The following is a 14,151-nucleotide window of genomic DNA, read 5'->3' as shown; positions in this document are numbered from 1 at the left end:
CCCTACTGGCCCGCCGCGGCCTTCATGGCGTTCCAGATCTCGACGCCGCGCGGCTGCGCCTCGTTGACCTCGCCGTTGTGCATCGTCGCGAGCTGCTCCTCGGTGAAGAAGACGATGTCGGTGCGCTCGAGGCCCTCGGCGATCGCCGCCTCCTCGATGCCGGCGACGCCCGTGTGGTAGCCGATGTAGTCGAGCTCCTGCAGCGAGACCGTCGGGTCGAGCACGTAGTCGATGAAGGCGTGCGCGGCCTCGGGGTGGGGTGCCCCGGTGGGGATGCACCAGTTGTCCATCCACAGCTCGGTGTCGGGCGCGCCGAGCCGCCACTGCCAGCGGTCGGGGTCGTCCGACTCGAGGATGCCCAGTCGGGCGTCGCCGTTCCACGCCTGCATGAGCACCTGCGTGCCCTGCTGCATCGCGCCGGAGCCCGGGTACGAGTCGAAGGCCGAGATGTGCTGCGCGAGCGTGTTCACGAGGAAGTCCTCGGCGGCGTCGAGGTCGGCCTCATCGGTCGTGGTCCACGGGATGCCGTTCGACCAGAAGTACAGTCCCGTGAGGTCCTCGGGTGCGTCGAGCAGGCTCGTGCGGCCGCTCGCCTCGTTCTGCGCTGCGTCGAGGAAGTCCTCCCACGTCTGCAGGTCGCGCGTGATGACGGTGGAGTCGAACACGAAGCCCGTCGTGCCCCAGTCCTTGCAGATCGAGTAGCGGTTCTCCGGGTCCCAGTCCTGGCCGGCGAACGCGGGGTCGAGGTTCGACAGGTTCGGGATGAGGTCGAGGTTCAGCTCCTGCACGAGCCCCTGCTCGATGAGCTGCGGGATGAAGACGCCCGTCGGCACGATGATGTCGAAGCCGGAGGTGCCGTTCGCGGCGACGAGGCGCGCGATCATCTCCTCGTTCGACGAGTAGGAGTCGAGCGTGATCTGCGGGCCCTGCTCGGCGGTGAAGTCGGTGAGCGTCTCGGGGGCGTCGTAGTCGCCCCACGTGTAGATGGCGAGCGCATCCTCGAGCGCGCCGCCGGTGGCGGCGGGGGCGTCGCTCGTCGACGGACCCGAGCAGGCGGCGAGGAAGGCGGTCGCGCCCGAGCCGGCGGCGACGGCCAGGAAGCCGCGGCGGGTGAGCTCGCTCGTGATCGCGCGCGAGCCTGCGCGGCTCGCGAGGATGCGGATGGGTCGTCGTGCCATCGGTGCTCCTTGGGGCTGGGCGCCGCGCGGGGAGGCGCTCGGTTTCCCGTGAGCGTAGGTCGACCATCGCGCCCAGGGCAATGGAAACGGTCGCCGGGCGCCCGGATCGTCACCGATCCGTGACCGGTGTGCAACATAGGCGACGCATTCCGTCGCCGACGGCGGTCGAGACGCCGATCCGGGGGACGGCGTCGGCGTCTCGACCGCTGCGCACCGGCCGGTCGCGGAGCGCAGTCGCGCAGCGTCTCCGCGTCACGAGACCCGCCGACCTCCGCGGAGCGTCGCAGAGCACGACATCCGTCGACGGCGCGGGTCTCGTGACGGCTCCTCGCCGCGCGACGCCCGAGGACGCGGCGAGCGCAGCGATCAGCCGTCTCGGAGGGTGCGTCCCCTCCACCCGCTGCGCGGCCGGAGCCCCAGCCTCAGCGCGTGCCGAAGAGCGGATGCGTCGGCCGCGCGCGACCCACGGCGCCCTCTGCGCGGTCGGCGCGGTCGAGCGCGACGAGCAGCGACACCTCGGCGGCGTCGATCGCCTCGGCGCGGGCGGCGTCCTCGTCGGCGCGCTCGCCCGAGTCGCCGTCCACCGCCGTGGATGCGGCGAGCTCGCGCGCCGTCGCGTCCGCGTCGCGCAGCAGCGCGAGCGACTCGGCGAGGTCGTCCGCCGCCTCGCGCCACCGCTGCGCCGCGAAGCGGGCGACGCCGCGCTCGTGGAGCGCCTCGGCCAGCACGGCGCTCCACCCCGACGCGCGCGCCTCGTCGACGACGGAGTCGCAGTCGCGCAGCGCCGCGGGGAGGCGCCCGCCCGCGACGGCGACCGCGGCGCGCAGGAGGCGCATGCGGGCGCTCTCGCGCCGGTCGCCCGTTGCCCGGGCGACCATGAGCGCGCGCGCGGCGCTGCCCGCCGCCTCGTCGACCCGGCCGACCGCGAGCAGCAGCCACGCGCGCTCCGCGAGATCGGCCATCGCCCGCGAGAGCCCGATCTCGTCGATGCGGGCCGTCGCGGCGGCGACGTCGACCGTGGGACGCAACGTCGTCACGTCGAAGCCGAGCACCGCATGCATGGGCACATCCTGCACCCGACCACCGACGCGATCCGTGCGCATCGCCCGGCGCGTGCGCGACTCGCCGACGCGGCCGCGGGCGTCGGCGCGTCGCGTCAGCCGAAGACCGAGCGGCTCGGCGGCGGGGAGGGCAGCGCCGTCGCGTCGGTCACGATCGCGCCGCTCGACGCGAAGCGCCGCAGCTCGTCGCCCTCGACGACCTTCGCCGGCCACGGGTCGCGCTGCAGCGCCGCCGGCACGCCGTCGAGCCGCAGCGGCTCGTCGGAGGCGACGGCGACGAGGTTGCCGTACCGGCGTCCCTTGAGGAAGCCCGTGTCGGCGATCGCCGCGAGGTGCGCGTGCACGTGCGCGAGCGTCGCGAGCTGCGAGCGCACGAACCGCAGCTCGCGGCCGTCCGCGAGGTTGACGCACAGCACGCCGCCCGGTGCGAGCAGCGCGCGCAGCCGTTCGTGGAACTCGAGCGACGTGACGTGCGCGGGCGTCTGCGAGCCGGCGAACACGTCGACGACGACGAGGTCGCACGCCCCCGTGAGCCCGGCGGGCAGGCGCTCGAGCACCGCGCGCGCGTCCCCGTATCGGATGCGGATGCTCGCCTCGCGCGGCAGCGGCGCGACCTCCCGCACGATCTCGACGATGCCGGGCTCGAGCTCGATCACCTGCTGCCGCGAGCCGGGACGCGTCGCGGCGACGTAGCGGGGGAGCGTCAGGGCGCCGGCCCCGAGGTGCAGCGCCGTGAGCGGCCCCGGGCGCATGGCGTCGAGCACGTGCCCGATGCGCTGGACGTACTCGTAGACGAGCAGCTGCGGCCGCTCGGGATCGACGTGCGACTGGGGCGTGCCGTCGACGACGAGCTGGTAGCCACCGTCGCCCGAGAACCGCATCTCGGCGTGCATGCCGTTCGAGAGCGTCGTCGACGGGAGTCCGGTCACGCATCCAGCATCGCAGGGTCCCTCGGCAGTCCTCCCCATGGCGACGTCCAGTCTCATCTCCTACGGTCGAGGGACACCCACGAGCCGCGAGGAGCGACGACGAGTGCTGGACGTCATGCTCGACAGGGCGAGGCTCACCGCCGCTCGCGATGGACTCCGCGCCGCGATGGACGAGTTCGAGGACTCGGCCTCGACCAACGACGACCTCGAGGAGTCGGTCGGCAACCCGCATGGTCGCGGGAGGCTTCGCGATCGCGTGGGGTGGTTCGAGGCCAACTGGTCGTCGAATCGCGACGACCTGCGCGAGCGCCTGCAGAGCGTGCACGAGCGCATCGACGGCATCGTCACGGGTTGGAACGACTGGGAGACCGAGGCGACCGCCGCCATGGAGGACGCGGGCTGATGCTGTCCCCTCGCTTCCAGTACCCCCTCGAGCAGTTCGACGGCGAGCCCGGTGCCCTCCGCACCACGGCGCAGGCGTTCGTCGACCTCGGTGCCACGATGGGCTCCACGGCCGACGCGCTCCAGGACGTCGCGGACTCGGACGTGCACCGCAGCATGGGGACCGACGCGCTGGCAGAGGAGGCCGAGGGCGTCGTCGAGGATCTTCGCAAGGCTGCGATCCGCTACGCGGGCACGGGTGAGGCGCTGCTGCCCTACGCCGCCGAGCTCCTCGAGGCGCGGCTCTGGTACGTCCGCAACGCCGACGAGCTGCGCACCGCCGAGACGGCCCACCAGCAGGCGCTCCTCGATCGCGACTCGGCGCTCATGAGCCCCGTGGAGGACCAGGCGGATGCCGTGAGCGAGGCGCAGTCGGCGATCGACGCCGTCGAGGGCACGCGCGACGCCCTGTGGACGCAGTGGGAGACGGTCGTCGACGACTGGTCGAGCGCCTACGAGACCGCGGCAGACGGCATCGCGGAGGCGATGGACGCGGCCGACAACGACGACTCGTGGTGGGATGCGATCTCCGACGCGCTCACGATCATCGGCTGGGTCATCGTGGTGCTCGCCGTCGTGGCGCTCTTCGTCGTCGCGAAGCCGTGGGCGTCGATCATCTTCTGGTCGGCCATGGCGCTCTCCGCCATCCACCTCGCAGGGACCGTGTACCTGTACGCGAACGGCAAGAAGTCGATGTCCGACGTGCTGCTGAGCGCGTTCGGCCTCGTCACGCTCGGCATGGGCGGCGTCTTCACGCGCGCGGCCCCGGGGCTGAGCACCCTCGACGAGGTCTCGACCATCGCCCGGCTCGCACCGAACGCCCCCGCAGGGGTGACGCGGCTCCCCTCGATCCTGTCGCCGCGCAGCGCGCTCGTCGGCATCCAGTACGGGGACGACGTGGCACGGCTCTCGCAGTACGCCGACGACCTCGTGCGCCTCGGCGCCGAGGGCGGGCCGAACCTCACGCGAACGCTCGGCACGATGATCGGCGACGACGTCGCCGCGCTCGGCCTCAACGCGCCCGCGCTCGTCGAGTGGTCGGCCGTGCAGGGCACCGCGGTCCTCGGCAACCTCGGTCTGCTGCCGTCCTTCGGACGACCGTGACCCGCCCTGTCGAGGCCGAGGTGCCGACGCGGGCGCCGGATAGGCTGGGACGCGACGAACGGGGGACGTCGATGGCTCGCTGGGTGCCCGTGCATCGACCGATGCTCGCGAAGGTGCCCGGCCCGTTCGGCGTCGTCCGCCGCACGTTCGTCGTCGCCTCGGTCGCGATGATCGCAGCCATGCTGCTGCACGTCTTCTCGCACATGGCGTTCGCGGGCTGGCGGATCGGTCGCACGGACGGGGCCCGCGATGGAGCGCTGCTGGCCTGGCCGATCGTCGACGTGCCGGCGTGGGCGATGCTGCTCGCGACGGCCATCGGCATCGGGCTGCTCGCGGCGATGATGGTGCTCGCCGACGAGCGCAGCGCGCAGATGGACGTGCCGGTGCTCGCGGCGCTGGGCTTCACGGCCTTCGTCCTCGCGCCGCTGGCCTTCGCCACGTGGTTCGGCGACGCGTCGGGGCTGCCGATCACCTGGAACGACGACGCGGCGCGCGCGGGCACGACGATCGGATGGCACGCGGCGTTGACGCCGGTCATGGCTGCGCTGGTCGTCGCGACGTTCGTGCGTTCGTCGCGCATCACGAGGGCGGCGCGCCGACGCACCGCCCAGCGAGGACCCGCCTCGTGAGCCTTCGTGACGAGCTGATGGCCGCCGCCGGACCCGAGCCGCGCGGCTTCACGCTCCTCGTGCCGCCGTCGTGGCGTCGATTCACGGCCGACGAGGCCGGACGGCGCAGCCTCGAGGCAGCGCTGACCGAGCGGCTGCGACCCCACGGTCGTCCGGACGTCGAGGGGCTGGCGCGCTCGATGGTGCGGGCGCAGTGGCGCAGGCTCGAGCAGCAGCGAGCGTTCGCGATCTCCATGCCGATCGATCCGAGCATCGAGGGCGGCACGCCGATCTCGATCGTCGTCATGCCGTGGGCGTCGCGCTCCGGCGACCTCGAGACCGACCTGCGTGCGCGGGTGTCGTCCGACGTGGAGCGCATCGAGACCGAGGTCGGTCCCGTCCTTCGATGGATCCAGGAGGTCGCTCCCAGCGACGAGGCGGGCGACGCGCCGTCGCGCCACATCTCCTACCTCTTCCCCTTTCCGATCCCCGATGCGCGTCGCGGCGCCCTCGTGCGCGCCGCGATCGTGCATCCCGGGGTCGAGGAGGGCGGCCCGGCGCTCGAGGCGTTCACGCGGCTCGTCGACAGCATCGCGGAGACGTTCCGATGGCGGGTGTGACGGTCGCCGCGTCGGTGCGGCAGGACGACTGGGCGTGGGTGCCCCTCGACTTCCCCGCCGAGCGGTGGACGTCGGAGCAGCAGTGGGCGCACGACGTCGGCGACGCGCTCGCGGGCGACGTGGTCGACGACCGTGAGCGCTGGCGAGCGATGGCGGCGACCGTGGCAGCGCTGCCGGTGCCGTCCGCCGACGTCGTGGCGCGGGTGTGGCACACGGCGCCGGGCACGGGCACCCTCGTCGTCGGCCACGTGCGCGCCGCGGACGACGAGGGCGAGGATCCCGGCGACCTCGCCCTCGTCGGCCTGCGCACGGGCGTGGTCCAACGCATGCTCGGCGTCGAGCATCCGCGACTCGCGGCTGCGTTCCACTCGGTGGGCGTCGGCGAGACGCAGGACGGCGTCGCGCTCGGCGTGCTGCGCTGGAGCGGCGTCGCGAGCGGCACGCGCGTGACGCTCGAGGCGATGCATCCCGAGCCGCCGCGGCTCGCACGCGCGTCGGCGGCGTTCGCGGCCCTCTTCCTGGCGCTCGGCGTCGACGCCTGACCCGGCCGCGTTCGCCGCGAGCGCACGCATCCGCGCCTACCAGGACACGCCGGGAGTGGACACCCGACACGCGCGGGGCGTATCGTGGGACTTTGCCTCTGGCTTCCCCATGCCCTCATATTGCGGTCGGCGTGCGCTCACGCGCTTCACGGGGCCGGATGGCAACTCACCTTACGACGTCGACCCGCAGCGGCTGCAACCCGCATGCGGCACGGAGGTAGTCACCTTGGCAGATGCCATCACCGGGCGCAGCGCCGCCCGACTGAGCTTCGCGAAGATCCCCGAGACCCTGACGGTCCCCGACCTGCTGGCGCTCCAGACCGAGAGCTTCGAGTGGCTCATCGGCTCGAAGGGCTGGCAGGACCGGCTCGCGGCCGCCGACGCGGAGGGACGCGACGACGTCTCCCGCCAGTCGGGCCTCGAGGAGATCTTCGAGGAGATCTCGCCCATCGAGGACCTCGGCGAGAAGATGCAGCTCTCCTTCTCCGAGCCGAGCCTCGAGGAGCCCAAGTACACGATCGACGAGTGCAAGGAGCGCTCGAAGACGTACGCGGCGCCCCTCTACGTGGCCGCCGAGTTCATGAACCACGAGACCGGCGAGATCAAGTCGCAGACGGTCTTCATGGGCGACTTCCCGCTCATGACCGAGAAGGGCACGTTCATCATCAACGGCACCGAGCGTGTCGTCGTGTCCCAGCTCGTCCGCTCGCCCGGCGTCTACTTCGAGCGCACCCCCGAGAAGACGTCCGACAAGGACGTCTACTCCGCGCGCATCATCCCGAGCCGCGGCGCGTGGCTCGAGTTCGAGATCGACAAGCGCGACGCCGTCGGCGTGCGCATCGACCGCAAGCGCAAGCAGTCCGTCACGGTCTTCCTCAAGGCCCTCGGCCTCGAGACCGAGGACATCGCCCGCGAGTTCGCCGGCTACGAGTCGATCCTCGCGACGCTCGAGAAGGACCCGGTGATGTCGAAGGAGGACGCTCTCCGCGACATCTACCGCAAGCTGCGTCCGGGCGAGCAGGTCGCCGCCGAGGCCGCGCGCGCGCTGCTCGACAACTTCTACTTCAACCCGAAGCGCTACGACCTCGCGAAGGTCGGCCGCTACAAGCTGAACCGGAAGCTCGGCATCGACGTGCCCATGAGCGACTCGGTGCTGTCGGTCGCCGACATCGTCGCGACGATCAAGTACCTCGTCGCGCTGCACGCCGGCGAGGAGACGATGGCGGGGACCCGCAAGGGCGAGCCGGTCGACGTGCGCCTCGACACCGACGACATCGACCACTTCGGCAACCGTCGCATCCGCGCGGTCGGCGAGCTCATCCAGAACCAGGTGCGCACGGGCCTCGCCCGCATGGAGCGCGTGGTCCGCGAGCGCATGTCGACGCAGGACATCGAGGCGATCACGCCGCAGACCCTGATCAACGTCCGCCCCGTGTCGGCGGCGATCAAGGAGTTCTTCGGCACGTCGCAGCTGTCGCAGTTCATGGATCAGAACAACCCGCTCGCGGGCCTGACCCACAAGCGCACGCTGTCGGCGCTCGGCCCCGGTGGCCTCAGCCGCGAGCGCGCCGGCGTCGAGGTGCGCGACGTGCACCCCTCGCACTACGGCCGCATGTGCCCGATCGAGACGCCGGAAGGCCCGAACATCGGCCTCATCGGTCGCCTCGCGACGTTCGGCCGCATCAACGCGTTCGGCTTCATTGAGACGCCGTACCGTCGCGTCGTCGACGGCGTCGTCACCGAGCAGATCGACTACCTCACCGCCTCCGAGGAGGACGAGCACGTCATCGCGCAGGCGAACTCGCCGTTCGACGCGAAGGGCAAGCTGACCTCCGAGCGCGTCCTCGTCCGCAAGAAGGGCGGCGAGGTCGAGCTCATCGCCCCCGAGGACGTCGACTACATGGACGTCTCGCCGCGCCAGATGGCGTCGGTCGCGACGAGCCTCATCCCGTTCCTCGAGCACGACGACGCGAACCGCGCCCTCATGGGTGCGAACATGCAGCGTCAGGCCGTGCCGCTGCTCCGCAGCCACGCGCCGCTCGTCGGCACCGGCATGGAGGGCTTCGCGGCCATCGACGCCGGCGACGTCGTGACCGCCGAGAAGGCGGGCGTCGTGGCGGAGGTCTCGGCCGACGTCGTGACGATCCAGCTCGACGAGGGCGGCACGCAGGACTACTACCTGCGCAAGTTCGACCGCTCGAACCAGGGCACCTCGTACAACACGCGCGTCATCGTGTCGGCGGGCGACCGCGTCGAGGCCGGTCAGGTGCTCGCCGACGGTCCCGCGACCGAGAACGGCGAGCTGGCGCTCGGCAAGAACCTCCTCGTGGCGTTCATGCCGTGGGAGGGCCACAACTACGAGGACGCGATGATCCTCAGCCAGAACCTCGTGAAGGACGACGTGCTCTCGTCGATCCACATCGAGGAGTACGAGGTCGACGCGCGCGACACGAAGCTCGGCAAGGAGGAGATCACCCGTGACCTCCCCAACGTGAGCCTCGACCTGCTCGCGGACCTCGACGAGCGCGGCATCATCCGCATCGGCGCCGAGGTCGGCCCTGGCGACATCCTCGTCGGCAAGGTCACGCCGAAGGGCGAGACCGAGCTGTCGGCCGAGGAGCGCCTGCTCCGCGCGATCTTCAACGAGAAGAGCCGCGAGGTGCGCGACACGTCGCTCAAGGTGCCCCACGGCGAGCAGGGCACCGTCATCGCGGTGAAGCACTTCAACGCGGAGGACGGCGACGACGAGCTCGGCTCGGGCGTGCACGAGAAGGTCGTGGTCTACATCGCGCAGAAGCGCAAGATCACCGAGGGCGACAAGCTCGCCGGCCGTCACGGCAACAAGGGCGTCATCGCGAAGATCCTGCCCGAGGAGGACATGCCGTTCCTCCCCGACGGCACGCCGGTCGACATCATCCTGAACCCGCTGGGCATCCCGAAGCGCATGAACTTCGGCCAGGTGCTCGAGACCCACCTCGGGTGGATCGCGGCGACGGGCTGGGACGCCGACGCGAAGGCGGAGTGGGCGAAGAACCTGCCCAAGGAGATCCTGAAGGCCGGCCCCGGCACGAAGGTCGCCACCCCCGTGTTCGACGGCGCGACCGAGGAGGAGATCATCGGTCTGCTCGACTCGACGCTCCCGACGCGCGACGGCGACCGCCTCATCGACGGCTCGGGCAAGGCCCGACTGTTCGACGGTCGCTCGGGCGAGCCGTACCCGTACCCGATCTCGGTCGGCTACATGTACATCCTGAAGCTGCACCACCTCGTCGACGACAAGATCCACGCGCGCTCGACGGGCCCGTACTCGATGATCACGCAGCAGCCGCTGGGTGGGAAGGCGCAGTTCGGCGGTCAGCGCTTCGGCGAGATGGAGGTGTGGGCGCTCGAGGCATACGGCGCGGCCTACACGCTCCAGGAGCTCCTCACGGTCAAGTCCGACGACATCGTCGGCCGCGTGAAGGTGTACGAGGCCATCGTCAAGGGCGAGAACATCCACGACCCCGGCATCCCCGAGTCCTTCAAGGTGCTCATGAAGGAGATGCAGTCGCTCTGCCTGAACGTCGAGGTGCTCAACGCCGCCGGCGAGGTCGTCACGCTGCGTGACGACGAGGACGAGGCGCTCCGCACCGCCGAGGAGCTCGGCATCAACATCTCGCGCCCGGAGCTCTCGTCGATCGACGAGATCTGATCCGGCGCCCACGAAGATTCAGCCAAGGGAACAACATTGATCGACGCAACCACGTTCGATGAGCTCCGGATCGGCCTGGCCACGGCGGAGGACATCCGCAAGTGGTCGTACGGCGAGGTGAAGAAGCCGGAGACCATCAACTACCGCACGCTGAAGCCCGAGAAGGACGGGCTGTTCGGCGAGCAGATCTTCGGTCCCTCGCGGGACTGGGAGTGCTCGTGCGGCAAGTACAAGCGCGTGCGCTTCAAGGGCATCGTCTGCGAGCGCTGCGGTGTCGAGGTCACGAAGTCGTCCGTGCGCCGCGAGCGCATGGGCCACATCGAGCTCGCCGCCCCCGTCACGCACATCTGGTACTTCAAGGGCGTGCCCAGCCGCCTCGGCTACCTCCTGGACATGGCGCCGAAGGACCTCGAGAAGGTCATCTACTTCGCCGCGTACATGATCATCGAGGTCGACGAGGACGGCCGTCACGAGGACCTGCCCGGCATCGAGCAGGAGATCCGCCTCGAGATGGCGGAGCTCGAGAAGCGCCGCGACGCGGCCATCGCCGAGCGCCTCCAGCAGCTGGAGACCGACGTCGCCCAGCTCGAGGAGGAGGGCGCGAAGGCCGACCAGAAGCGCAAGGTCCGCGACGCGGGCGAGCGCGAGATGGCGCAGATCCGCAAGGGCACCGACGAGCAGATCGCGCACCTCGAGCGCGTGTTCGACGACTTCCGCTCGCTGAAGGTCGGCGACCTCAAGCCCGAGGACGCCGTCTTCCACGAGCTCGTCGACCGCTTCGGCGACTACTTCGAGGGCTACATGGGCGCCGAGGCGATCAAGCGTCGCCTCGAGTCGTTCGACCTCGCGGCGGAGGCCGAGCGCCTCCACCTCGAGATCGCCGAGGGCAAGGGCCAGCGCAAGATCCGTGCGATCAAGCGCCTCAAGGTCGTGAACTCGTTCCTGCAGACGGGCACGAACCCGGCTGCCATGGTGCTCGAGGTCGTCCCGGTCATCCCGCCGGAGCTGCGTCCGATGGTGCAGCTCGACGGTGGCCGCTTCGCGACCTCCGACCTGAACGACCTCTACCGTCGCGTCATCAACCGCAACAACCGCCTGCGTCGCCTGCTCGACCTCGGTGCTCCCGAGATCATCGTGAACAACGAGAAGCGCATGCTGCAGGAGGCGGTCGACGCCCTGTTCGACAACGGCCGTCGCGGCCGTCCCGTCACGGGCACCGGCAACCGCGCGCTGAAGTCGCTCTCGGACATGCTGAAGGGCAAGCAGGGCCGGTTCCGTCAGAACCTGCTCGGCAAGCGCGTCGACTACTCGGGCCGCTCGGTCATCGTCGTCGGCCCGCAGCTCAAGCTGCACCAGTGCGGCCTGCCCAAGCAGATGGCGCTCGAGCTGTTCAAGCCGTTCGTCATCAAGCGCCTCATCGACCTGCAGCACTCGCAGAACATCAAGCACGCCAAGCGCATGGTGGAGCGGGCGAAGCCGCAGGTGTGGGACGTGCTCGAGGAGATCATCGCCGAGCGCCCCGTGCTGCTGAACCGTGCGCCCACGCTGCACCGTCTCGGCATCCAGGCGTTCGAGCCGCTGCTCGTCGAGGGCAAGGCGATCCAGCTGCACCCGCTCGTGTGCTCGGCGTTCAACGCCGACTTCGACGGCGACCAGATGGCCGTGCACCTTCCCCTCTCGGTGGAGGCGCAGGCCGAGGCTCGCGTGCTCATGCTCGCCTCGAACAACATCCTGAAGCCGTCCGACGGCCGTCCGGTGACGCTGCCCACGCACGAGATCGTGTCGGGACTGCACCACCTCACGACGGTGAAGCCGGGCGCGACGGGCGAGGGCCGTGCGTTCGCGTCGGTCGCCGAGGCGATCATGGCGATGGACCAGGGCACGCTCGACCTGGGCGCGCTCGTGAAGATCCGCATGGAGGGTCTGCACTTCCGCGACGCCGACCGGCCGGAGGGCTTCGTCGACGGCGAGCCGTTCCTGCTCGAGACGTCGCTGGGTCGTGCGCTCTTCAGCGAGACGCTGCCTGCGGACTTCCCGTTCGTGCAGGAGGCGACGACCAAGCCGGTCATCTCGCAGATCGTCAACGCGCTCGCGGAGCGGTACCCGAAGGTCGTCGTGGCGGAGACGCTCGACAAGATCAAGGACGCCGGCTTCCACTGGGCCACGCGCTCGGGCATCTCGGTCGCCCTCTCCGACGTCATCACGCCGGCGGAGAAGAAGGAGATCGTCTCCAAGGCCGAGGTCGCGGCGCAGAAGATCCAGGACCAGTACGACAACGGCTTCATCTCGGACGCCGAGCGTCGTCAGGACCTGACGGAGCTGTGGACGAACGCGACGAACGACGTGCAGAAGGCGACGCAGGCCGCGTTCGACGAGGGCAACTCGATCTACCGCATGGTCACGGCAGGCGCCAACGGCAACTGGATCCAGGTCCGCAACATCACCGGCATGCGCGGACTCGTGACGAACCCGAAGGGCGAGGTCATCGTCCGTCCGATCATCTCCTCGTACCGCGAGGGGCTGTCGGTGGCGGAGTACTTCATCGCCACGCACGGTGCCCGCAAGGGCTCGGCCGACACCGCCCTCCGCACCGCGGACTCCGGCTACCTCACGCGTCGACTCGTCGACGTGTCGCAGGACGTCATCATCCGCGAGGAGGACTGCGGCACGGAGAAGGGCCTCGACATGCCCATCGCCGAGATGGTCGACGGCGTGCTGGTGCGCGGCGAGAACGTGGAGTCCTCGGTCTACGCGCGCACGCTGGCCACCGACGTCGTCGCCCCCGACGGCACGGTGCTCGCGGTCGCGGGCTCGGACTTCGGCGACGTGCAGATCAACGCGGTCATCGCGGCCGGCGTCGAGGAGGTCAAGGTCCGCTCGGTCCTGACCTGCGAGTCGACCACCGGCGTGTGCGCGGCCTGCTACGGCCGCTCGCTCGCGACGGGCAAGCTCGTCGACATCGGCGAGGCGGTCGGCATCATCGCCGCACAGTCGATCGGCGAGCCCGGCACGCAGCTCACGATGCGCACGTTCCACACGGGTGGCTCGGTGGGTGCGAGCGACATCACGCAGGGTCTGCCCCGCGTGACGGAGCTCTTCGAGGCCCGCACGCCCAAGGGCGCGTCCCCGATCGCCGAGGCCGCTGGCCGCGTGCGCATCGAGGAGGACGACAAGTCCAAGCGCATCGTCATCGTCCCCGACGACGGCAGCGACGAGATCGCCTACCCGGTGCTGCGTCGTGCGACGCTCATGGTGCAGGACGGCGACCACGTCGAGCAGGGCGAGCAGCTCCAGGTCGGCACGGTCGACCCGAAGGAGGTGCTGCGCGTGCGCGGCGTGCGCGAGGTGCAGAAGCACCTGGTGTCCGGCGTGCAGGACGTGTACCGCTCGCAGGGCGTGCCGATCCACGACAAGCACATCGAGGTCATCGTCCGTCAGATGCTCCGCAAGGTCACCGTCGTCGATCACGGCGAGACCGACCTGCTGCCGGGAGAGCTCGTCGACCGTTCGCGGTACAACGAGCTCAACCGCGCGGCGCTGACGTCGGGCAAGAAGACCGCGTCGGCCCGCCAGGAGGTCATGGGCATCACGAAGGCGTCGCTCGCGACGGAGTCGTGGCTGTCGGCCGCCTCGTTCCAGGAGACGACGAAGGTGCTCACGGAGGCCGCGCTCAACGGCCGCAAGGACTCCCTCGTCGGCCTCAAGGAGAACGTCATCATCGGCAAGCTCATCCCCGCGGGCACCGGCCTGTCGCGCTACCGCGACGTCGAGGTCGAGGCCACGGAGGAGGCGAAGGCCGAGCGCTACCCGAACCGTCTGTTCGGCGACTCGTCGTCGTTCGGCGACGGCGACCTGGACTTCGTCGACTTCGACTCGTTCACCTCGGGTGACGCGTTCGGCGACGAGCCCGGCGTGTACCGCTGATCGATCCGATCCCTCATCCGAAGGGGCCGTGCCGCGAGGCACGGCCCCTTCGG

The 14,151-nt window shown here is 70.4% G+C and carries 10 protein-coding genes; 7 read left to right on the top strand and 3 right to left on the bottom strand.

Translation table 11 applies throughout. The annotated features are described in order from the left end of the window. Positions 1 to 2: 2 nt before the first annotated feature. The 3 genes from C1N71_RS12260 to C1N71_RS12250 form a co-directional block, all read right to left on the bottom strand. Positions 3 to 1,178, bottom strand: a complete 1,176-nt coding sequence (locus C1N71_RS12260; RefSeq protein WP_137756665.1) for a polyamine ABC transporter substrate-binding protein — start codon at positions 1,176 to 1,178, stop codon at positions 3 to 5. A gap of 422 nt (positions 1,179 to 1,600) precedes the next feature. Continuing rightward, positions 1,601 to 2,239, bottom strand: coding sequence for a hypothetical protein (locus C1N71_RS12255; protein WP_137756664.1), 639 nt, complete (start codon positions 2,237 to 2,239; stop codon positions 1,601 to 1,603). Positions 2,240 to 2,334: 95 nt separating this feature from the next. Then, complete coding sequence (locus C1N71_RS12250; protein WP_441297071.1) at positions 2,335 to 3,168, bottom strand: spermidine synthase; 834 nt, start codon at positions 3,166 to 3,168, stop codon at positions 2,335 to 2,337. Positions 3,169 to 3,334: 166 nt separating this feature from the next. On the opposite strand from C1N71_RS12250, the gene C1N71_RS12245 reads away from it, so the two are divergent. From C1N71_RS12245 to rpoC, 7 genes are all read left to right on the top strand, one after another. Further along, on the top strand, positions 3,335 to 3,571 hold the full coding sequence (locus C1N71_RS12245) for a hypothetical protein (RefSeq protein ID WP_137756663.1): 237 nt from the start codon (positions 3,335 to 3,337) through the stop codon (positions 3,569 to 3,571). After that, positions 3,571 to 4,713: a hypothetical protein gene (locus tag C1N71_RS12240; RefSeq protein ID WP_137756662.1), complete on the top strand. Its 1,143-nt coding sequence runs from the start codon at positions 3,571 to 3,573 to the stop codon at positions 4,711 to 4,713. Before C1N71_RS12245 ends, C1N71_RS12240 begins: the two co-directional genes overlap by 1 nt. An 83-nt stretch (positions 4,714 to 4,796) precedes the next feature. Continuing rightward, positions 4,797 to 5,342, top strand: a complete 546-nt coding sequence (locus C1N71_RS12235; RefSeq protein WP_137756661.1) for a hypothetical protein — start codon at positions 4,797 to 4,799, stop codon at positions 5,340 to 5,342. Continuing rightward, on the top strand, positions 5,339 to 5,941 hold the full coding sequence (locus tag C1N71_RS12230; protein WP_137756660.1) for a hypothetical protein: 603 nt from the start codon (positions 5,339 to 5,341) through the stop codon (positions 5,939 to 5,941). Before C1N71_RS12235 ends, C1N71_RS12230 begins: the two co-directional genes overlap by 4 nt. Then, a complete protein-coding gene (locus C1N71_RS12225) occupies positions 5,929 to 6,483 on the top strand; it encodes a hypothetical protein (RefSeq protein ID WP_137756659.1) in 555 nt (184 codons plus the stop codon). The genes C1N71_RS12230 and C1N71_RS12225 overlap by 13 nt, the downstream gene beginning before the upstream one ends. Before the next feature lie 109 nt (positions 6,484 to 6,592). Beyond that, the gene (rpoB, locus tag C1N71_RS12220) at positions 6,593 to 10,174 is read left to right on the top strand and encodes a DNA-directed RNA polymerase subunit beta (protein WP_137756658.1); all 3,582 of its coding nucleotides are present in this window, start codon (positions 6,593 to 6,595) and stop codon (positions 10,172 to 10,174) included. A gap of 36 nt (positions 10,175 to 10,210) precedes the next feature. Continuing rightward, the gene (gene rpoC / locus C1N71_RS12215) at positions 10,211 to 14,098 is read left to right on the top strand and encodes a DNA-directed RNA polymerase subunit beta' (protein ID WP_137756657.1); all 3,888 of its coding nucleotides are present in this window, start codon (positions 10,211 to 10,213) and stop codon (positions 14,096 to 14,098) included. The last annotated feature ends 53 nt before the right edge of the window (positions 14,099 to 14,151 follow it).

Origin of the sequence: Agrococcus sp. SGAir0287 (genome assembly GCF_005484985.1) — a bacterium.
Taxonomy (GTDB): Bacteria; Actinomycetota; Actinomycetes; order Actinomycetales; family Microbacteriaceae; genus Agrococcus.
Note: the sequence above shows the minus strand (reverse complement) of the source record. Positions and strands in the feature narration are given on the sequence as shown.

What these genes read in the sequence shown, in the direction of transcription:
- C1N71_RS12260 (WP_137756665.1), bottom strand. Translation starts at nt 1,178, where the DNA reads ATGGCACGACGACCCATCCGCATCCTCGCGAGCCGCGCAGGCTCGCGC.
- C1N71_RS12255 (WP_137756664.1), bottom strand. Translation starts at nt 2,239, where the DNA reads ATGCATGCGGTGCTCGGCTTCGACGTGACGACGTTGCGTCCCACGGTC.
- C1N71_RS12245 (WP_137756663.1), top strand. Translation starts at nt 3,335, where the DNA reads ATGGACGAGTTCGAGGACTCGGCCTCGACCAACGACGACCTCGAGGAG.
- C1N71_RS12240 (WP_137756662.1), top strand. Translation starts at nt 3,571, where the DNA reads ATGCTGTCCCCTCGCTTCCAGTACCCCCTCGAGCAGTTCGACGGCGAG.
- C1N71_RS12225 (WP_137756659.1), top strand. Translation starts at nt 5,929, where the DNA reads ATGGCGGGTGTGACGGTCGCCGCGTCGGTGCGGCAGGACGACTGGGCG.
- rpoB (WP_137756658.1), top strand. Translation starts at nt 6,593, where the DNA reads ATGCCCTCATATTGCGGTCGGCGTGCGCTCACGCGCTTCACGGGGCCG.